Source organism: Lelliottia jeotgali (genome assembly GCF_977070485.1).
On the sequence record NZ_CDRVFO010000007.1, the window covers coordinates 202,684 to 221,872 of the forward strand.

Below are 19,189 nucleotides of genomic sequence, written 5' to 3' on the forward strand. Positions count from 1 at the left end.
ACGCATGCAGACATTTTTCATTGCGCCGACCGACTTTGGTGTCGGCCTGACATCCATTAGCCTCGGCCTGGTGCGTACCCTGGAACGCGCCGGGCTCAAGGTCGGTTTTTTCAAGCCGATCGCCCAGCCTCACCCCGGGGACACCGGCCCGGAGCGCTCCAGCGAACTGGTCGCACGCACCCACGGTATCAAACCGCCAATGCCGCTGAGCCTTGCCCAGGTCGAGCGTATGCTCGGCGATGGCCAACTGGATGAGCTGCTCGAAGAAATCATCCGCCTCTACCAGCAGGCTTGCGTAGGCAATGACGTGGTGGTGGTCGAAGGCATGGTGCCAACCCGCCACGCCAGCTACGCAGCGCGGGTCAATCTGCACCTGGCCAAAAGCCTGGATGCCGAGGTGATCCTGGTGTCGGCACCGGAAAACGAAGTGCTCAGCGAACTGTCCGGGCGGGTCGAGCTGCAGGCTCAACTGTTCGGCGGCCCGCGCGACCCGAAAGTGCTCGGGGTGATCCTCAACAAGGTCCGCACCGACGAAAGCATGGCCGAGTTCGCCGCGCGCCTGCGCGAGCATTCGCCGCTGCTGCGCGGCAACGACTTCAAGCTGCTCGGCTGCATCCCCTACCAATCCGAACTCAACGCCCCGCGCACCCGCGATGTGGCTGACCTGCTTGGCGCCCAAGTGATCAATGCCGGTGACTACGAGCAACGGCGCATGAACAAGATCATCATCTGTGCGCGCACCGTCGCCAATACCGTGCCACTGCTTACCCCCGGCACTTTGGTGGTAACCCCGGGCGACCGCGACGACATCATCCTGGCCGTGAGCCTGGCCGCGATCAATGGCGTGCCCCTGGCCGGCCTGCTACTGACCAGCGACAGCAAGCCCGATGCACGCATCCTCGGTTTGTGCCGCGGCGCCCTGCAGGCTGGCCTGCCGATCCTCTCGGTCAGCACCGGTTCGTACGACACGGCCAACCAGCTCAACTCGCTCAACCGCGAGATTCCGGTGGACGACCGTGAGCGCGCCGAATTCATCACCGATTTTGTCGCCAGCCACCTCGACGCCGCATGGTTGCACCAGCGCTGCGGGACGCCGCGTGAGTTGCGCCTGTCGCCGGCGGTGTTCCGCTACCAGCTGATACAACGGGCGCAGCAGGCCAACAAACGTATTGTCCTGCCCGAAGGCGCCGAGCCGTTGCTGGTGCAGGCGGCTGCGATCTGCCAGGCGCGCGGCATCGCACGGTGCGTGCTGCTGGCCAAGCCCGAGGAAGTCGAAGCGGTGGCCCGTGCGCAGGGGATCACCCTGCCAGCGGACCTGGAAATCCTTGACCCTGAGCTGATTCGCGGGCGCTATGTCGAGCCGATGGTCGACCTGCGCAAAAGCAAGAACCTCAATGCGCCGATGGCTGAGCAGCAGCTGGAAGATCCGGTTGTGATCGGCACCATGATGCTTGCGCTGGACGAGGTCGACGGCCTGGTCTCCGGCCTGGTGCATTCCACCGCCAATACCATCCGCCCTGCCCTGCAACTGATCAAGACCGCGCCAGGCGCCAGCCTGGTGTCTTCGGTCTTTTTCATGCTGTTCCCCGAGCAGGTGCTGGTGTATGGCGACTGCGTGATGAACCCGCACCCCAGCGCCAGCGAGCTGGCTGAAATCGCGCGGCAGAGCGCCGAATCGGCGCAAGCCTTCGGCATCGCGCCACGGGTGGCGATGATCAGCTATTCAAGTGACTCAGCGAGCGACGAGGAAGTCGAGAAAGTGCGCGAAGCAACGCGCCTGGCGCAGGAAGCCGAGCGGGGCCTTGTGATTGACGGCCCGCTGCAGTACGACGCTGCTGCCAACCCGGCAATCGCCCGCCAGTTGGCGCCGAACAGCCAAGTGGCCGGGCGCGCCACGGTGTTCGTGTTCCCAGACCTGAACACCGGCAACACCACCCACAAGGCTGTGCAGCGCAGTACCGATGGCGTCAGCCTGGGGCCGATGCTGCAAGGGCTACGCAAACCGGTGAACGACTTGCCGCGCGGCGCACAGGTGGACGATATCGTGCACACGATCGCGCTTACAGCCATCCAGGCCAGCGTGGTGCGTTAAAACCTGGGCTGCTTTGCAGCCCAATCGCCGGCAAGCCGGCTCCCACCGGGATGTGTGGCGCTTGCGATCCCGGTGGGAGCCGGCTTGCCGGCGATTGGGCCGCACAGCGGCCCTCATGGTTTACGGATACTGCTGCACCTGCCCCTGCTGATCATACTGCTGACCGGGAATAGGCTTGAGGTTGACCTCGACGCGACGGTTCTGCGCCCGGCCATTGGCATCGGCGTTGCTGGCAATCGGTTGATCCGGGCCCATGCCACGCACCGACACGCGCGAGGCGTCCACGCCTTGCGAGGTCAGGTAGGCGCTCACTGCCTGGGCACGGCGCTGCGACAGGTCCATGTTGTGCTGGCGGCTGCCTGTGCTGTCGGTGAAACCAACCACTTCGATGGTGTTCTGGTTGAACTGTTTGAACGAGGTCGCCAGGTTGTTCAGCGGCGAGTAGAAGCTTGGCGCGATGTTCGCCGAATCGGTGGCGAACGTGATGTTGCCTGGCATGATCAGCTTGATCTGGTCACCCTGGCGCTGCACTTCGACGCCGGTGTTGGCCATCTGGGCACGCAGTTCGGCTTCCTGCTTGTCGGCGTAGTAACCGTAACCGGCAGCGGCAGCACCTACCGCAGCGGCGCCGATCAGCGCGCCCTTGCCCCGGTTGTCGTGGTCGATGGCGGCACCGGCGATGGCGCCGGCCAGCGCGCCCAGGCCGCCGTACTTGGCGGTCTTGCTCATCCCGGTCGATCCACCCTGCGCCTGACCTTGGCTGTCGTAGGGGTTCTGGCCGGCACAGCCGGTCATCAGGGCTGCAGCGGTTGCGACGATAATCAGGCGACGCATGGTGAACATGGACAAGCTCCTACAATAATTCGTGTGTGCGGCAAATCATGAATGCATTTATGCCAGCCTTGGATCGCGCTTGGGCGAAAAAATTCCCTGACAGGCTGTTTACGCTGGCTCAGGCCCGCACGAACGGGTTCTCGCGCATTTCGTCACCCAATCGGGTATCGGGGCCGTGGCCGGTGACCACGATTGCATCCTCATCCAGACGATACAGCCGCTCCTTGATCGAGCGAACGATAGCCCGCTGATCGCCGCCCCATAAATCGGTGCGGCCAATGCCACGTCGGAACAGGGTGTCACCGGCAACCAACAGCTTGGCGTCAGCGAACCAGAAGCTCATCGAACCCGGCGTATGCCCGGGCGTGTGCAACGCCACGCCACAGCCGCAGGCCAGCGCTTCATCGTCACCCAGCCAGCGGTCTGGTGGGGGCACCGGGGTATAAGGGACGCCGAACATCTGGCACTGCATCTCCAGATTGTCCCACAGCGCTTGGTCGTCCTTGTGCAGGTGCAAAGTCGCACCAGTGAGCTCCTTGAGCTTTCCCGAGGCGAGGAAATGATCGAAGTGCGCATGGGTGTGGATGATGCTCACCAAGGTCAGACCGTGGGCCTGCAGGCGGGCGAGGATCTTGTCCGGGTCACCACCCGGGTCGACGACGATGGCCTTTTTGGTAAGCGGGTCGCCGATCAGGGTGCAGTTGCACTGCAAAGGCCCGACGGGGAAGGTTTCGCGGATGAGAGCTAGCGACGCTTTTTCCATGAATGACCACAGCAATCAATTGAATAAAGTTTGAACACGAGCCAGCGCATCGAGGATCACGACCTCGGGTACCGACTCGACCCGTTTGGCGCCTCTGGCTTCAAGGTCGACCGTGCGAATCTGGTTGCAGAGCACTACGCCTTGGGTCTGGGTGCCCGCACCACTGAGGGTAACCGCAAAACCCGCATGCCTTGCGAAATCCCCACCTTGGGATATGGGAACGATCACGGCCAGCCCGCAAGCATTGAATGCTGCTGGCGTGACTACCAGGGCTGGGCGCCCGGCCCCTTGCTGCTCGCGACCGATGGTAGGGTCGAGATTGACCCGAACAATATCGCCTCGGCCGAATTTAGCCCGCTTCACACTTCACGCCCCACTGGACGCATGGCGTTCCAGTCAGCCATGTCCTCGGGCTCCGGTGCATTCAGGTCACATTGTGCCATCAGCTCTTCAAGTGTGTATCTGGGATTGGCCCTGACAGGTTTGAGGACCATGGTCTCGCCTTGCGTGTCCAGGCTAAGTGTGGAGCCGACGCCAAGATGCATCTGTTTAAGCACTGTTGCCGGCAAACGAATCGCCGCACTGTTGCCCCACTGCTGAATCTTTATCTGCATGAGTATCTCCCAAGGTAGATACATAGTAGAAACCCTCCAAGTGAATGCAAGTAAAATGTAGAAACTTCGTATCTACATTGTCACTTGTCAGGCCCCGATAAAAGCCCGCATTCCACGAGTAGGAGATGCCTCACAATGCCTTGGGAATCGACTTACAACCGGCCATGGCGGCACTACGGACCATGCGATCCGCCACCAGGCTTTACGGCAAATACAACCTGAACAATCCCCCGCCAAGCGCCCCACCATTAGCGATCTCGATTCGCCCGCGCACGCCATCGCGCTCATGCAGCGCAGCGATGCGTGCCGCGAAATAAAGGCCAAGCCCGGTGCTGCCGCTCTGCGCATCGATGCCCTGTACATAATCCTGCTGCCGCTCGAGCATGCGCGCCGGGTAGCCAGGGCCGTCATCATTGACGCTGATCACCAATTGCTCGTTTTCTTCGGCGATGCTGATCAACAGCGCATGCCCGGCATAGCGGGTGGCGTTGGTGATCACATTGGCGATCACCGAAGCGACCAGTTCGCGATCGAAGAAACCCAGCGGATTTTCGCTGTCGATGCGCCAGGTGGCGAGGATATCGTTGTGCTCAAGCACTTGCTGATGAGCCGCCAGTTGCGCTTCGATGAAGTCGTCCAGCTCGTGATAGTCCGGGCACACCGGCAACTGGTTGACGCCCAGTTTGTACAGCCCCAGCATTTGCACCAGCATGCCATTGAGGTGGCGGAATTCGTGTTCGATCACGCCCAGCTCGGTGCCGCCGCGCATTTCCTCGGGCAGGCGCGCCAGCCACTGGTCGTGGGACTGGATCAGCGCTGACAACGAGTTTTTCAGGTCGTGCACGGTGGAGGCGATCACCGTGGAAAAATCCAGCCCCTGGTTGTCCTGGCTCATGCGCCGAACACCTTGATGTGCAGTTTGCGGTAGCGATCATACCGGCTGTCGCTGGCAGGGATACCCGCGACGCTGGTCAGGCAGTTGCGACACTCCTGCAGGATTGCCGGCGGTGCGGCCTCGCCACCGATGCGCAACAGCGCCTGGGCAGTGTTGAGGGCAATGCTGATGTTCTTAGGTTGCAGTGAAAGGGCCTTGCGGAACATCTGCAAGGCTTCACTGAGCTGCCCGGCCTGATAGCTGCGCACACCCTGACGGTTGAGGTCGACTGCTTCGGTGACAGCGCCGAGCACAGCGGGGTCATCCGTCAGCTTGGCCACACTCTGCATGACCTTGGGGTCATCGCCGTAGGTTTCAACACAGCCTTTGAGGATGGTACCACCGGCGCCTTCCTGGCCCAGCGACTGAAGCTGTTTGGCCACGGTCAGCGCGGCTTCGACCGAGAAGAACTGGTCCATCTTGTCCAGCCGCTGCAGGGCCTGCTCGGTCAGCTTGGCTGCGGTCTCTGAATCACCGGCCTGCTGAAGGCTGGCCGCTTTCATCAAGCGCGCACGCACTTGCAGGCCCTGATCCTCGACGTTGTCCTTGGCCACTTCGCTGAGCACGGTGTTGATCTCGACCCGGGTACGTGCATCCAGGCCGAAGCCGGCGTTCTTGTTCATCAAAGCCTGGACCAGCCCAAGGTTGCTCTCAGCATCCTTGTAGCGCGAGCTCTGGCCTTGGTTCACCGCGTGGCGAAATGCCTTCGAGGCGCCTTCGAAGTCTTCGTTGTCCAACGCCAGTTTGCCCAGCGCGGCCTGTCGCCTTACCGCCAGAGGTGAAAGGCGCACGGCTTCTTCGAGCATGTTTTGCGCGCGCTTGGTCTCACCCTGGGCCACCAGCACGTCGGCCATGCCGTCGTACAGGCTCGGCATGATTGGAAAAGCCTTGAGCGCCTGCTCATAAACGCCCTGGGCCTGGGCATGCTGGCCACGCTTGTGCATCAGGCTGCCCAACGCCGCATACACCCACGGCTGCGGACGGCTGGCGAGAATGCCCTTGAGGAACTTTTCCAGCTCGTCGAAGCGGTTGAGATCTCGCAGAGCATCAGCCCGGTAACGCAGGCACAGGGGCGCGAAACGCGGGTCCTTTTTGCACAACTCGGCGCACGCTGCCAGCACTTCGGCCGGGCGGCCACGGTCCAGGGCCTGAAGGATCGGCTTGAGCAAGGTCTTGCGTTGCGTCAGCTTGTCGAGGCGCTGGGCCAGGCCTACCCGGTTGAACGGTTTGGTCAGGTAGGCATCGGGCTCGTGCTCCAGGGCGCTGAGCACGATGGCCTGGCTGCTCTCGGCGGTCACCATGATGAACACGCACTCATGGCTGATCAGCTTGTCGAGGATCATGTCCTCCAGCACTTGCTGGCCGTTCTTTTTGCCATCCCCAAGGTGGAAATCCTGAAGAATGTAGTCATAGCGCTTTTGCCCGCACATGCGCAGGGCCTGCTCACCGCTGTCGGCAGTGTCGACGTCACGCACGCCCAGCTCGCGCAGCATGGAGCGCGTCGACGTGCGAAAGTCGGTGAAGTCATCGACGATCAGAAAGCTCTTTTGCCCGTACTGCAGCATCAACACGACCTGTATTGGATGATGGGAGGATGGCGTGCGGCGATGCATGCCGCCGAAACGTGTATCGGCAGCCAGGCGCAAAAGATGAGGGCAGGCAGTGCTGCAGCGTGAGGCTGGCCGGGGCCGTTATTTATCCGGCCAGGCCGCCAACGGCCGGCATCAGGCCAGCAGGCCCAGCGACTTGGCCCGTGCCACCGCCTGGGTACGCCGCTCCACCCCGAGTTTGCTGTTGATATGGCTGGCGTGGGTTTTGACCGTGTGCAGCGAGATGAACAGGCGCTCGCTGATCTGCTGGTTCGAGCAGCCTTGGGCGATCAATTCCAGCACTGCCAGCTCACGACCACTCAGCGACTCGCACGTGCCGCTGCCCGGCGCCGCCAGCTCGGGCAGACGAGCCAGCAGCTCGACCTGAACCTTGCAGGCAGGGCGTGCGAGCAACTGCTCGCGAAGCCACAGCGGGTGCAGCTCGATCAACCGCTGAAACGGCTGCATCACCCCGCCTTGGGCCGCTGCCAGGGCCATGGGCAAGCGCTCTGCAGCCTGCGCCTCGCCCCCCTGCTCCAGCAACAAGGCGATCCATTGGCACAGCGCGCTCAGGGTCAGCATCATGCCGCCGCCGACCTGCCCGCGCTCGACCAGGCCGCGCAAGCGCGCTGCGGCATCCTCGCTGCGGCCCTGGATGCGTTCGAGCAAGGCCTGCTGCAATTCGATGTGCAGCGGTAACAACGGGTGGAACTCCGGCGCCGCCGCAGGCTGCTCGCCACCGTAGGTCTGGCCCAGACGCAGCAACCAGGACTCGGCCAGGTCGGTACGCCCCTGCGCCAGCCACAACTCGCACTTCACCAGCGTGATCATGGCCAGGTAGAAGATCGGCGGCACATCCCAGATATGCATCAGCCTCTCGGCTTCGGCCAACTCGGCGAAGGCGTCGGCGTAGTGCCCTTCGCGGCCGTCGAGGGTAGCGATCACACAGTGGCCTATCAGCACGCTGATATCGCGACAGGCGCGCGCCTCACCCAGCCCCGCACGCAAGCGCGCACGCCCTTGCGCAGGCTGCAGGCGCGTCACTAGCAGGTAACCCTCGTACAAGGTCAACCGCGCGCGCACGGCATACAGCCGCTGGGCCGAAAGACCCTGGAGGCGTTGCAGACCCTGGCGCACCTCATCCAGCGCGCGCAATGCCTCGCCCCTGGCATGTAGCACCCGGGCACGGTCGTAGTGCGCCAAAGCTTCGAACAAAGGGTTGCCAACCCGCTGGGCCAACTCCAGCGCCTCGCGGTTCCAACCACGCGCTCGCCAGAAGTCGCCATCGGCAATGGCCAGGTTGGACAGCGTCGACAGGCACACCAGACGCTGCCCATAACGTTTGCACGGAAGGCTTTGCAGCGCCTCACCACAATAAGCCAGGGTGCGTTCGCGATCACCGCGGCCACGCGCAATTACCCCGCTCAAGGCCAGCCACTGGGCCAGCATGGACCTTTGCGCGGTGGCTGAAGGTGCCGGCAAAAAGCGGCTTAGGTAGCTTGCCAGCTCTTCGGCTGCGTCCAACTGGCAGGCCAGGCCCAGCGCCCAGCTGTACAGCACGATGAGCCGGGGCGTACTGATCAGCAGGCTGTCGGGCAAGTCCATCTTCCAGCGCAGCAACATGCCGACGTTCTGCTCGGCCAGCAACTGCTCCTCCGACAGGCTCTGCACCAGGTCGGCGGCGACGTCCAGATGGCCGGCCCGCAGGGCTTGCTCCACCGCTTCGTCAAGCAGCCCTTGAGCCTGAAACCAACGGCAGGCACGCAGGTGCAGACGCGCCTGCGGTTCATTGGACTGGCGGCTGCGCAACAGGTCGGAGAACAGGTGATGGTATCGATACCAGTGGCCATGCTCGTCCAGCGGCACCAGAAACACCTGGTGCGCCTGCAGGTAACGAAGGATGGCCGCGCTGTCGTCGCGCTGACGCAGGGCATCGCATAACGCCGCGCAGAAGCGCTCCTGGCACGCAGTGTCGAACAGAAACGCCTGCACGTCCTCAGGCAGGATTTCGATGACTTCTTCCAGCAGATAATCGCGAATCAACCCTTCCCCGCCATGCAGAGCCTGGGGCAGCGCATGCTCGTCGCCTGACTCACTCGCTGCCAGTTGCCAGAACCGCAACCCGGCAACCCAGCCGTCGCTGCGCTGGATCAGGTTGTCCAAGGCCTGCCCGCGCAGGCCTGTAGGCTGGCGACCAAGAACGGCCAGGGCCTCGTCGGGCGTCAGGCGCAGTTCCTGCTCGTTGATTTCGACCAGTTGCCGTGAGAGCCGCAGCCGCGCCAGGTGCCAGTCTGGCCGCTGGCGGCTGGTGACCAGCAACACCAAGCCGCCCGGCAAGTGGTTGAGAAAAAACTGCAGGCAGCGATCGAGCACCGGCCCCTGGGCCAGGTGATAGTCGTCCAGTACCAGCAGCAAGGGTGTATCGGCTTGCAGGTACAACGCCAACTCGTCGAGCAGGCCGTCGATCCATTCCTCGAACGCGAAGGGTTGGTGGCGCTGGCGCATTTTCAACAGGCCCATGGCTTGGCCGCCCAACGCCGGGCAGTACTGCTGCAGACCCTCAAGCAAGCGTTCGAGAAAACGGCCCGGGTCAGCATCGCGCTGGCTGAGCCCAAGCCAGAGGCTGCGCCAATGGTCGGGCAGCGCCTCGCAGAATTCGATGGCCAGGGAGCTCTTGCCGAAGCCTGCCGGGGCATTGACCAGCAACAAACGGCCGCTGAGGCCAGCCTGCAAACGCTGGCACAGGCGCGCACGCGGCACGTGGCCGTGCGGCAGCGGCGGCCGGAAGAAACGCCCGTCCAGCAGGCCCACGGCCTGGCTGGCGACTCCATGCGTACGGGACAAATCAGTCATGGCCGGCTCGTTCTGGTTGGAAGACTACGGCGGTACGGATTGTTCCGAGACTAGCGGGTAACGCGGCGTATTTGAAGATGATGGGCGCAAATGGCCTGTAAAAGACTACGACAAAAAACGACAAGCCTGATGGACAGAGGGCTGGCGCGGGGTTTGGCGAGGTATTCACCCGTTTTATAACTGCGCCGGCCAGTACAACAAGAGGCTGGAACAGAAACGCCCCGGCAAGCCGGGGCGTTCTGGGAGTATCACAAGGTGTGCAGCACTAGCGGTTCATCGAATACCCGACTGGCGCAGCGCAGCAGGCTGGAACTCTGACTTGCTGGCACTGAAGCCGAAGTCGTAGGCGCGCTTCTCTTCGTTCTTCATGCCCAAGGCCAGGTAGCGGCCCGATTGCAGATCGTAGATGGCCTCCAGGGTGTACCACGGTACCTGCACATTGTAGTAGTCCTGGGCATGCGCCTCGGAAACCCGCCATAGCTGGCCGCGGCCGTCATACTGGTCGATCACCGCTGCCTGCCAGGTGTCCTCGTCGATATAGAAGTCGCGCTTGGCATAGATGTGGCGCTGGCCCGGCTTGAGCGTCGCGACCACATGCCAGACCCGGCGCAGCTCATAGCGGGTCAGATCCTGATTGATGTGACCGGCCTTGAGAATGTCGGCGTACTTGAGCTTCGGATCGTCGAGTTTGTAAGCGTTGGAGGCGATGTACATCTCCTTCTTGCCTTCAAGTTTCCAGTCGTAGCGGTCTGGTGCACCGTTGTACATGTCCAGGTTGTCCGAAGTACGCAGGCCGTCGGCTGCGGTACCCGGCCCGTCATAAGACACCTGTGGCGCCTGGCGCACGCGACGCTGGCCGGCGTTGTAGATCCACGCCTTGCGTGGCTCTTTCACCTGGTCGAGGGTTTCATGCACCAGCAGCACGGTACCGGCCAGACGCGCTGGCGCGGTCACTTCCTGTTTGAAGTAGAAGAGGACGTTGCCCGGGTTGTTCGGATCGAAGTCCTTCATCTTGTCGCGGAAGACGAACTGATCAGCGAAGTACACCAGGCTGTAGGAGCCGTTCTGCTGCGGCGTGGCCTGGGTTACCAAGCGGCTAACGCTGCCACCACGGTAGCGGGTGATGTGGTTCCAGATAACCTCAATGCCACTCTTGGGGATCGGAAATGGCACTGCGGTCTGGAAGTTGTTCAGCCCGTTGCCGCCTTCGACCAGCGTGGTCGCGGTGGCATTCTTCTTGATTGCGGCAAACACCTCGTCAGGCACCGTGGAGCCACGATGGGTCTTGTACACCGGGATCTTGAAGGTTTCCGGGTAGCGTTTGAACATCGCCACCTGGCCTGGCGACAGCTTGTCCTTGTACTGGTCAACGTTCTGCGCGGTGATGGTGAACAGCGGCTTGTCGCTGCCATACGGGTCGGAAAGGAAGCCCTTGGCATCGACGCTGCCTGCGGTCTTTGACAACGGTTGCCACGGGCCGATGGAACCGTCGGCGTTACCGGCCTTTTCCGCGCCCATCGGGGTCAGGGTGCTGCCCAGCTTTGCCGCTTCATCGGCGGAAACCGCAGCCATGACGCCGGTTGCCAGCAGGGACAGGCCCAGTACACCGGCTTGCAGCAGACTTCTGGTCTTGTTCATGTCGTGTCGTCCTGGATCTGTGTGCTTAGAAGTTCACGCCGAAGCTGAGGGCGAGGAAGTCGCGATCATCCACGGTGCTGTACTTGCCGTCGAAGAAGTTGGTGTACGAAAGGCTCGCGGTGTAGGTCTGCTGGTACTCGGCGTCCAGCCCAAGGCTGACTGCCTTGCGGCCTTCCTCGAAGTTGCCGCCAGGGCCCGGCGAGTAACCATCGACGTCATGCGACCAGGCTACGCTGGGGCGCAGGTTCACACCGGCAATGACGTTGTTGTAGTCCCAGATAGCGCGAACGCGATAGCCCCAGGAATCAGACGTGGTATAGCCATCGTTCTCGCAGTAGCGCGATACGTTGTTGGCATCGGCGGTGCCCAGGGTACTGCTGTTGAGCGCCTCGCACTGGCCATTGGGCAGAGGCCCCGGGCCGAACACCGGGTCACGCCCGTAGCGCATCTTGGATGTGCTTTCCAGGCCGCCGACGTGGGTCCAGCCGATTTCGCCGACCATGGTCAGCCGCTCCGCCCCCATCACCTGATCGAAGAAGTGGGTGAATGTTGTCTGCAGCTGGGTGATTTCCTTGCGACGATAGCCAGGCTGGTCCGCACCAGGTGTTCCAGGCAACACAGAGACATCCGGATTGAGCGGCGTCAGGCCCGAATAGAGGATATCGGTGGTATTCAACTGCACTGGAGCGTTCGGCCGGTAGCTGACTTCACCACTCCAGGCGGTACCGGTAGGCAGTGTGGTCGAGAAGCTCAGACCATACAGACGGATGTCTTCCGGATACTCCACGTAGTAGCTGGAGTTGCCTGCAACCTGTAACGGCATAAGGCTTGGCAACAGGCTTGCCAGCGCAGCAGACGGCACACCCGCACTGACCAGCGCGCCCGCCAGGCCGCTTGTGCTGTAGTACTGGGCATCGGCACCGCGACCGCTGAAGATTGGCGCACGGCTGTGGTAGTTCATGAAGTAGCCACCGAACTCGGTATTGAGCGGCTCGTACATGTAGCGCAAAGCAACGCCGAACTGACCACTGTCCCGGGCATCGCGGTCCGCGCCACGACGGACGATCACGCCCTCATCGGGGGAGCCGTAACTCACGCCTCGCGCGGCCAGAGTGGCCGCGACCGGCGCAGCCAGCGGCCCAAGCCTGCTGGCCAAGGTGTTCTGCGTGGCCAGCACGGCCAGGTTGTTGTCGCAGCCGTCGGCGATCACGTCGGGCTGGGAGAAGAATGTGCCGCAGTTGTCGACAACGGTCTGGTCCCACTCGATCTGGTAGAAAGCTTCGGTCGACAGGTTGTCGGTGAGGCTTTGTGAGACGTAGAACATGTTGACGGGGATCAGGCCTTCCTTGATTTCAGCCCCTGGCCGACGGAACGCTGAGACGTCGATCGGGTTGACTGCGTTGATGCCGCCACCAATGAAGGTACTCTCCCCCCAGCTCACTACCTGCTTGCCCAGACGCACCGAACCTGGTTGATCGCCGATGGCGTAGTTGTGGTAAACGAACGCGTCGAGCAGTTCGGCGCCAGACGATTTGGCGCCCTCCTTGCGGTTTGAATCGCTGATGTCCTTGAACTCGCGGTTCTCGTCCTTGAGTTCGAAGTCGTACCAGTACTTGCCCCGCACGAAGATGCCGGTGTCGCCGTACTTCAGTTCAAGGTCATGGATGCCTTTGAAGATCTTCGAGAAGGTTTCACCTTTCTTGAAGTTGAGGTGACCATCGTCCGAGGTTTGCGAAAGGCCCTTGCCGCCGTTGTTGGCGCCGATCAGGTTGCTGTTGGGGTTGGCGGTCGACCAGCTGGCCCCGACGGAGAGCGACGAGTCGAACTGGCCTTCGATTTCCCCGATGTTGAAACTGACCGCGAAAGCAGGGCTTGCGAGCGTGGAAGCAAGGCTGACGGCCAAAGGCAGCTTGGCCCGACGCCAGAACGGGTTTGCAGATGTCATCGACGCTACTCCATGTACTTTTTTGTTATGGCAGTGAGTCCTTTCAAGAACGGCCCGTGCGACCGGTATGCAGGCTTGCGCCCGTGGCGACACGTGTTGCGCGTGTCGCCCTCCCCCATTCCTGAAAATCCCCTGGCCCCGACTATAGCCAGCAGACCAAGGTGCTTGATCCCTCTAAAGTGTGATTTGCACACCGTTGGCCAATTCGCCCTGGCGTGTTCCCAGGTTGCGCACCGGCAGTGCCCAAGCATGGCCGATTTTTACCGATTGGCAAGGTGCCGGCCGCTCTGGTCTGCGGGTCGTGCCCCGGGGTACACGACCCGCAACGCGACTACAGCGTGGAAAGGAAGGCGCTGTTACTGGCCTGCCACTGGACGATGTCCTGGCGGATGCGCTTCTTGTCGAGTTTTCCGACACTGGTCTTGGGAATTTCTGTAACAACGGCGATCTGGCAGGGAATCGCCCACTTGTTGATGTGCCCTTGCTCTACAAACGGTTTGAGGTGCTCCTTCAACGCCTTGGCATCGACGACCTGGCCGTCGCTCACCACCAGCAGGGCAAACGGCCGCTCGCCCCACTGCGGGTCGGCAACCCCAACCACCGCAACCTCGCGCACAGCAGGGTGTCGGCTGATCAGGTCCTCAAGGTCCAGAGAGGAGATCCACTCCCCCCCCGTCTTGATCACGTCCTTGATACGGTCACGGATGTCGATGTAACCCATGCCATCCAGGGTGGCGACGTCACCGGTATGCAGCCAGCCGCCCTGCCACAGCTCCTCGCTTTTCTCCGGCTCCTTGAAGTACCCCATGGTCAACCACGGGGCACGCAGTACCAGTTCGCCTTGGGTCTCGCCGTCGGCCGGAAGGAAATTGCCATCGCCATCGACGATCGCTGCCTCCACCAGCGGCACCGGGACACCTGCCTTGATGCGGTAGGTCACGCGTTCGTCTTCGCTGCCGGCCTGCAGCTCATCGTTCAGGTGCGCGGCAGAAATCAGCGGGCACGTCTCGGACATGCCATAGGCCGCGGTCAGCTGAATGCCCCGGGCCAGCGCCGCTTGATAAAGCGAGCGGTTGAGCGCACTGCCACCGATGATGATCTTCCAGCCGCCGAAGTCCTGGCCTTGGGAGCTGGGACAATTGAGCAACATCTGCAGGATGGTGGGTACGCAGTGCGAGAAGGTGACCTTCTCGTCCCGCCAGAGCTTGATCAGCATGTCGGGCTCGTAGCGGCCCGGGTACACCTGCTTCAGACCGAGCATGGTGGCCGCGTACGGGATGCCCCAGGCATGCACGTGAAACATGGGCGTGATGGGCATGTACACGTCATTGCTGCCAAGCAGGCGGACGCTGTCGATACTGCCTGTCACCGAGGCCTCGGCCAAGGTGTGCAGCACCAACTGGCGATGCGTGAAGTAGACGCCCTTGGGGTTTCCTGTGGTGCCGGTGGTGTAGAACGTGGTGGCGACCGAGTTCTCGTCGAAGTCAGGGAAGTCGTAATGCGGGCTGGCCGCCGCGAGCAACTGCTCGTACTCGCCCACCATGTTCGGCAGCTCGGCGGTCTTGTCCGGGGCATCAGTCAGCAGCAGAGTCTTGTCGACCGTGGTCAACTGCCCGGCAATGGCCTGGTAAAGGCCGACAAAATCGCTGTTGACCAGTACGAAGCGGTCCTCGGCGTGGTTCATGGTATAGAGGATTTGCTCAGGCGACAGGCGCACGTTGATGGTGTGCACCACCGCGCCGATCATCGGGATGGCGAACATGCATTCCAGGTAACGGTGGCTGTCCCAATCCATCACCGCCACGGTGTCACCGGCCTTCACCCCGGCTTCGGTCAGCACGTTGGCCAGGCGGGCAATACGCTCGTTGAGCTGTGGATAAGTCAGCCGCAACCGATCGCGGTAGACGATCTCGCGGGTCTTTTCATAGCGGCTGCCGGACATCAGCAGGCGTTTGATCAGCAGAGGAAAGCTGTAGGCGCCCTCGGCGGGCTTGATGATGCGGGTCTGCAGCATGGTTATCCCTTCTTGAAAAGCGAGCCGGACAAGTCTGTGGCCTACTGTAGTTCGCCAATGTGACGGTCAAATCAGCCGAAGGAATGATTTGGCTAGGCGAGGTATGAGTGGCATTGTTCGGTCGATGGATCAACCCTTGCCCTGCCACTGGAGCCGTATCTATGCCCAGCACGCGTCGCGCCGTGTTTCTCGATCATCAATCCCTGGACCTTGGTGACCTCGACCTTTCACCTTTGCAGAGCCAGTTCGACGCGTTCGAACTGTACGACGCCACCCGCCCGGATCAGGTAGCCGAGCGCCTGCAGGGCGCCGTTGCGGTGATCAGCAACAAGGTCATGCTCGACGCCGACGCCCTGTCTGCCAACCCACAGCTCAAGCTGATCCTGGTCGCCGCCACCGGCACCAACAACGTCGACCTGGCTGCCGCCCGCGCCCAGGGCATCACCGTCTGCAATTGCCAAGGCTACGGCACGCCCTCGGTGGCACAGCACACCTTGGCCCTGCTGCTGGCACTGGCCACGCGCCTGTGCGACTACAACCAGGCGGTGGCCGAGGGCCAATGGGCCAAGGCCAGCCAGTTCTGCCTGCTGGACTTCCCGATCGTGGAACTGGAAGGCAAGACCCTTGGCCTGCTCGGCCATGGCGAACTCGGTGGCGCCGTCGCGCGGCTTGCAGAAGCCTTTGGCATGCGCGTGCTGAGCGGGCAGATCCCCGGGCGCCCTGCGCGCAACGATCGCCTGCCGCTGGATGAACTGCTGCCGCAAGTCGATGCCCTGACCCTGCACTGCCCACTCAACGAACACACACGGCACATGATAGGCGCACGTGAGCTGGCATTGCTCAAGCCCGGCGCGCTGGTGGTCAATACTGCACGTGGCGGCCTGATCGACGAGCAGGCCCTGGCCGACACCCTGCGTCGCGGCCATCTGGGCGGCGCCGCCACCGACGTGCTGAGCGTCGAGCCGCCGGTCAACGGCAACCCGCTGCTGGCCGGCGACATCCCGCGCCTGCTGATCACGCCGCACAGCGCCTGGGGCGCGGTGGAGTCGCGCCAGCGCATCGTCGGCCAGCTCAGCGAGAACACCCAGGCATTCTTTGCCGGCCAGCCACGCCGCGTGGTCAGCTGAGCGCAAGGGCAGGCTCTGCTACACTGCGCCACTTTTTTCAGGAGGCGTCGTCCATGGACCCGCGCAGTGAAGTTTTGCTCCGCCAGGCGGACCTGTTCCAGGGTCCACTGCTGATCGCCGGCGCCCCCGCCGATGACCTGCTCGGCCAGTTGCCAAAGGCCAATGCCTGGACCTGGCACGCGGGCGATCAGGCCATGCTTGACGCCCGCTTTGCCGGGCGCAGCCATTACGGCGTCGACGTGCCGCCGGTCGCCTTCGAGGCGGCTGTGCTGTTCCTGCCCAAGTCGCGCGAGCTGGCGGCCTACCTGCTAAACGCACTGGCGTCACGCCTGGGCGGCGGCGAACTCTACCTGGTGGGCGAAAAACGCGGCGGTATCGAAGGCGCAGCCAAGCATTTGCAGGCCCTGGGCAAGCCACGCAAGCTCGACAGTGCCCGGCATTGCCAGCTGTGGCAGGTCACCGTGGACAACGCGCCCGAAGCCAAGCCACTGGAAAGCCTGGCCGAACGCTTCGCGCTTGAACTGGAAGACGGCCCGCTGCAGGTGGTCAGCCTGCCTGGCGTGTTCAGCCACGGCCGTCTGGACCGCGGCACGGCGTTGCTGCTCAAACACCTGGATAACCTGCCAATGGGCCATGTACTGGACTTCGGCTGTGGTGCCGGCGTACTCGGCGCCACAGTCAAACGCCGTTACCCACAAAGCCGGGTAACGATGCTGGACGTGGACGCCTTCGCCGTGGCCGCCAGCCGCCTGACGCTGGCGGCCAACAAGCTGGAAGGTGAAGTCATCAGTGGCGACGGTATCGATGCTGCGCCAGGCGACTTGAGCCTGATCCTGAGTAACCCGCCGTTTCATACCGGTGTGCACACCAACTACCAGGCATCGGAAAACTTGCTGAAAAAATCAGGACAACATCTGCGAAAAGGTGGCGAAATGCGCTTGGTCGCAAATAGTTTCCTGCGTTATCAGCCACTGATCGAAGGCGCCCTGGGCAACTGCCGGACCTGCGCCGAGGCAGCCGGTTTTCGCATCTATCAGGCAACACGTTGATAAAACAGGGCTTGCCCAAAGCGTTTGGGCTAGGCAGAATCCGCACCGTCCTAGGGGAGTAGTCTCCCGCAAGCAACCTGCTTGCCCGGCACGCGTCAACACACTTGGCCCACAGGCCATGGCGCGTGCGACCCACGATCTGCGCAGACGGATCCAGGGTTTGACAAGACCTATGACACGCACACCTTACCCGGGGCGGGGAGGCTGTACGTGTCATAGCCGTGTCGACCCGCCCCCACAGGAATCCTGATGCTGGAATCTCTCCTCGTACCTACCGCGATCGTCGCCCTGGCCGAAATCGGCGACAAGACGCAACTGCTCGCACTCATTCTGGCTGCCCGCTTCCGCAAGCCCTGGCCGATCATCGCCGGCATCATCGCCGCCACCTTGGCCAACCATGCCGCCGCAGGTGCCGTAGGCGCCTGGGTCAGCGGGTTCTTCAGCGAGTCGACGCTGCACTGGATTCTCGCCGCGAGCTTTACCGCCACGGCCCTGTGGACCCTGGTGCCAGACAAGATGGATGATGATGAAAACCCTGCGCGGCGCTTCGGCCCGTTCCTTACTACGCTGATCGCGTTCTTCCTGGCCGAGATCGGTGACAAGACCCAGGTTGCCACGGTGATGCTGGCAGCCCAGTACCCGCACCTGATCATGGTCATCATCGGTACCACGTTAGGCATGCTGATTGCGAACGTACCGGTAGTCCTGGCGGGCAATTTCGCCGCAGAAAAACTGCCGCTTACGCTGATTCGTCGCCTGGCCGCGACGGCCTTCATCGTGCTGGCGATCGTCGCCGTCTACTCGGCAATGAAAACCAGTGGGTGGGTGGGGTAAAGCTGCAAGCTGCAAGAAAGAGCAGATGTACGCGTACTGCTCTTGCTTGTAGCTTGTAGCTTGTAGCTTGTAGCTGCTCTTACTTCTTGGCAGCCTGATACAGCGGCATGACCTTGGGAATCGCCGCCTGCAACGAGGCGATCCGGCTGTCAGAGGCCGGGTGAGTGCTCATGAACTCAGGTGGCGCGCCCTCGGACGCCTTGCTCATCTTGTTCCACAAGGTGATCGCGGCATTCGGGTCATAGCCGGCACGCGCCGACAGTTCCAGGCCGATCAGGTCGGCTTCGTTTTCGTTGGCGCGGCTGTTAGGCAGGGTCATGGCGTAGTTCACTACCTGGTCTGCCAGCGCAATGCTGTTCTGGCCAAGGCCAAACAGCGCACCTGCGCCCTGGCGGGCCATTTCCACGCCATAAGCCTTGGACATCGCTTCGCGGCTGTGTTCACGCAAGGCGTGAGCGATTTCATGGCCCACCACGGCGGCAATCTCGGCATCGGTGAGCTTGAGCTGGTCGATCAGGCCGGTGTAGACAATGATCTTGCCGCCAGGGCCGCAGTTGGCGTTGAGCTCATCGCTCTTGATCACATTGACCTCCCACTGCCACTGGGCGGCATCCGGGCGGAATTTCGGCGCCTGGGCGATCAGCCGGTCGGCAATCACCTGCACGCGCCTGGCATCGGCGCTGGACTTGTCCAGCACGCCCTTGTTCGACGCCTCGCCGAGGGTCTGCTGGTACGACTGGGCGTACATCTGGTTGACCTCATCGGTCGAGAGCATGCTGAACATGTACTGCTTGCGCTCGACGCCGACAGCACCGCCGCTGGTGGTATTGACCGCCTGGCAGCCAGCCAGCAGGATGCCAGCACTCAAGAGGCTGACGACAAAAGACTTACGCATGAAAACAC

15 protein-coding genes and 1 riboswitch are annotated in these 19,189 nt (G+C 62.4%); of the genes, 4 read left to right on the forward strand and 11 right to left on the reverse strand.

Annotation, left to right across the window (positions count from 1 at the left end; all coding sequences use genetic code 11):
• Positions 1 to 4 precede the first annotated feature (4 nt).
• Positions 5 to 2,092 (forward strand): phosphate acetyltransferase, encoded by a 2,088-nt coding sequence (pta, locus tag ACW4TB_RS12985; RefSeq protein ID WP_046784533.1) that lies wholly within the window; start codon positions 5 to 7, stop codon positions 2,090 to 2,092.
• Between the two features lie 120 nt (positions 2,093 to 2,212).
• On the opposite strand, the gene ACW4TB_RS12990 is transcribed toward pta, so the two are convergent.
• The 10 genes from ACW4TB_RS12990 to ACW4TB_RS13035 form a co-directional block, all read right to left on the reverse strand.
• Entirely contained in the window at positions 2,213 to 2,926 is a 714-nt protein-coding gene (locus ACW4TB_RS12990; RefSeq protein WP_455842996.1) for an OmpA family protein, read from the reverse strand.
• 118 nt (positions 2,927 to 3,044) lie between these two features.
• Positions 3,045 to 3,689 carry an MBL fold metallo-hydrolase gene (locus ACW4TB_RS12995; protein WP_254466506.1) on the reverse strand — a complete coding sequence of 215 codons (645 nt, stop codon included), beginning with the start codon at positions 3,687 to 3,689 and terminating at the stop codon, positions 3,045 to 3,047.
• 15 nt (positions 3,690 to 3,704) lie between these two features.
• Entirely contained in the window at positions 3,705 to 4,052 is a 348-nt protein-coding gene (locus ACW4TB_RS13000) for a type II toxin-antitoxin system ChpB family toxin (protein ID WP_012316224.1), read from the reverse strand.
• Positions 4,049 to 4,303, reverse strand: coding sequence for an AbrB/MazE/SpoVT family DNA-binding domain-containing protein (locus ACW4TB_RS13005; RefSeq protein ID WP_042112115.1), 255 nt, complete (start codon positions 4,301 to 4,303; stop codon positions 4,049 to 4,051). Before ACW4TB_RS13005 ends, ACW4TB_RS13000 begins: the two co-directional genes overlap by 4 nt.
• 202 nt (positions 4,304 to 4,505) lie before the next feature.
• The gene (locus tag ACW4TB_RS13010) at positions 4,506 to 5,198 is read right to left on the reverse strand and encodes a sensor histidine kinase (RefSeq protein ID WP_279932810.1); all 693 of its coding nucleotides are present in this window, start codon (positions 5,196 to 5,198) and stop codon (positions 4,506 to 4,508) included.
• The gene (locus ACW4TB_RS13015; protein ID WP_254466508.1) at positions 5,195 to 6,802 is read right to left on the reverse strand and encodes a tetratricopeptide repeat-containing response regulator; all 1,608 of its coding nucleotides are present in this window, start codon (positions 6,800 to 6,802) and stop codon (positions 5,195 to 5,197) included. The genes ACW4TB_RS13010 and ACW4TB_RS13015 overlap by 4 nt, the downstream gene beginning before the upstream one ends.
• Before the next feature lie 159 nt (positions 6,803 to 6,961).
• The gene (locus ACW4TB_RS13020; RefSeq protein WP_012316228.1) at positions 6,962 to 9,679 is read right to left on the reverse strand and encodes a LuxR C-terminal-related transcriptional regulator; all 2,718 of its coding nucleotides are present in this window, start codon (positions 9,677 to 9,679) and stop codon (positions 6,962 to 6,964) included.
• Between the two features lie 273 nt (positions 9,680 to 9,952).
• Positions 9,953 to 11,317, reverse strand: a complete 1,365-nt coding sequence (locus tag ACW4TB_RS13025) for a DUF1329 domain-containing protein (RefSeq protein ID WP_012316229.1) — start codon at positions 11,315 to 11,317, stop codon at positions 9,953 to 9,955.
• Positions 11,318 to 11,342: 25 nt separating this feature from the next.
• Complete coding sequence (locus ACW4TB_RS13030; RefSeq protein ID WP_012316230.1) at positions 11,343 to 13,262, reverse strand: DUF1302 domain-containing protein; 1,920 nt, start codon at positions 13,260 to 13,262, stop codon at positions 11,343 to 11,345.
• A gap of 331 nt (positions 13,263 to 13,593) precedes the next feature.
• The gene (locus tag ACW4TB_RS13035) at positions 13,594 to 15,276 is read right to left on the reverse strand and encodes a fatty acid--CoA ligase (RefSeq protein WP_012316231.1); all 1,683 of its coding nucleotides are present in this window, start codon (positions 15,274 to 15,276) and stop codon (positions 13,594 to 13,596) included.
• 161 nt (positions 15,277 to 15,437) lie between these two features.
• Here ACW4TB_RS13035 and ACW4TB_RS13040 point away from each other — a divergent pair, with 161 nt between their 5' ends.
• The 3 genes from ACW4TB_RS13040 to ACW4TB_RS13050 all read left to right on the forward strand — a co-directional run bounded on the left by ACW4TB_RS13040 (position 15,438) and on the right by ACW4TB_RS13050 (position 18,286).
• Positions 15,438 to 16,403 (forward strand): 2-hydroxyacid dehydrogenase, encoded by a 966-nt coding sequence (locus ACW4TB_RS13040; RefSeq protein ID WP_012316232.1) that lies wholly within the window; start codon positions 15,438 to 15,440, stop codon positions 16,401 to 16,403.
• 53 nt (positions 16,404 to 16,456) lie between these two features.
• A complete protein-coding gene (locus ACW4TB_RS13045; protein WP_279932804.1) occupies positions 16,457 to 17,452 on the forward strand; it encodes a class I SAM-dependent methyltransferase in 996 nt (331 codons plus the stop codon).
• A gap of 41 nt (positions 17,453 to 17,493) precedes the next feature.
• A riboswitch (yybP-ykoY riboswitch) is annotated at positions 17,494 to 17,614 on the forward strand.
• An 84-nt stretch (positions 17,615 to 17,698) separates the two neighbouring features.
• A complete protein-coding gene (locus ACW4TB_RS13050; protein ID WP_455842997.1) occupies positions 17,699 to 18,286 on the forward strand; it encodes a TMEM165/GDT1 family protein in 588 nt (195 codons plus the stop codon).
• A 79-nt stretch (positions 18,287 to 18,365) separates the two neighbouring features.
• Here the strand turns inward: ACW4TB_RS13050 and ACW4TB_RS13055 are convergent, their stop codons facing one another.
• Positions 18,366 to 19,181, reverse strand: coding sequence for a M48 family metallopeptidase (locus ACW4TB_RS13055; RefSeq protein ID WP_012316235.1), 816 nt, complete (start codon positions 19,179 to 19,181; stop codon positions 18,366 to 18,368).
• Positions 19,182 to 19,189 lie beyond the last annotated feature (8 nt).

Excerpts from the sequence above, each read along its gene's own strand:
- ACW4TB_RS13025 (WP_012316229.1), bottom strand. The coding sequence starts at position 11,317 with ATGAACAAGACCAGAAGTCTGCTGCAAGCCGGTGTACTGGGCCTGTCC.
- ACW4TB_RS13020 (WP_012316228.1), bottom strand. The coding sequence starts at position 9,679 with ATGACTGATTTGTCCCGTACGCATGGAGTCGCCAGCCAGGCCGTGGGC.
- ACW4TB_RS13005 (WP_042112115.1), bottom strand. The coding sequence starts at position 4,303 with ATGCAGATAAAGATTCAGCAGTGGGGCAACAGTGCGGCGATTCGTTTG.
- ACW4TB_RS13015 (WP_254466508.1), bottom strand. The coding sequence starts at position 6,802 with ATGCTGCAGTACGGGCAAAAGAGCTTTCTGATCGTCGATGACTTCACC.
- ACW4TB_RS13055 (WP_012316235.1), bottom strand. The coding sequence starts at position 19,181 with ATGCGTAAGTCTTTTGTCGTCAGCCTCTTGAGTGCTGGCATCCTGCTG.
- pta (WP_046784533.1), top strand. The coding sequence starts at position 5 with ATGCAGACATTTTTCATTGCGCCGACCGACTTTGGTGTCGGCCTGACA.
- ACW4TB_RS13010 (WP_279932810.1), bottom strand. The coding sequence starts at position 5,198 with ATGAGCCAGGACAACCAGGGGCTGGATTTTTCCACGGTGATCGCCTCC.
- ACW4TB_RS13045 (WP_279932804.1), top strand. The coding sequence starts at position 16,457 with ATGGACCCGCGCAGTGAAGTTTTGCTCCGCCAGGCGGACCTGTTCCAG.
- ACW4TB_RS13040 (WP_012316232.1), top strand. The coding sequence starts at position 15,438 with ATGCCCAGCACGCGTCGCGCCGTGTTTCTCGATCATCAATCCCTGGAC.
- ACW4TB_RS13035 (WP_012316231.1), bottom strand. The coding sequence starts at position 15,276 with ATGCTGCAGACCCGCATCATCAAGCCCGCCGAGGGCGCCTACAGCTTT.
- ACW4TB_RS12990 (WP_455842996.1), bottom strand. The coding sequence starts at position 2,926 with ATGCGTCGCCTGATTATCGTCGCAACCGCTGCAGCCCTGATGACCGGC.
- ACW4TB_RS13030 (WP_012316230.1), bottom strand. The coding sequence starts at position 13,262 with ATGACATCTGCAAACCCGTTCTGGCGTCGGGCCAAGCTGCCTTTGGCC.
- ACW4TB_RS12995 (WP_254466506.1), bottom strand. The coding sequence starts at position 3,689 with ATGGAAAAAGCGTCGCTAGCTCTCATCCGCGAAACCTTCCCCGTCGGG.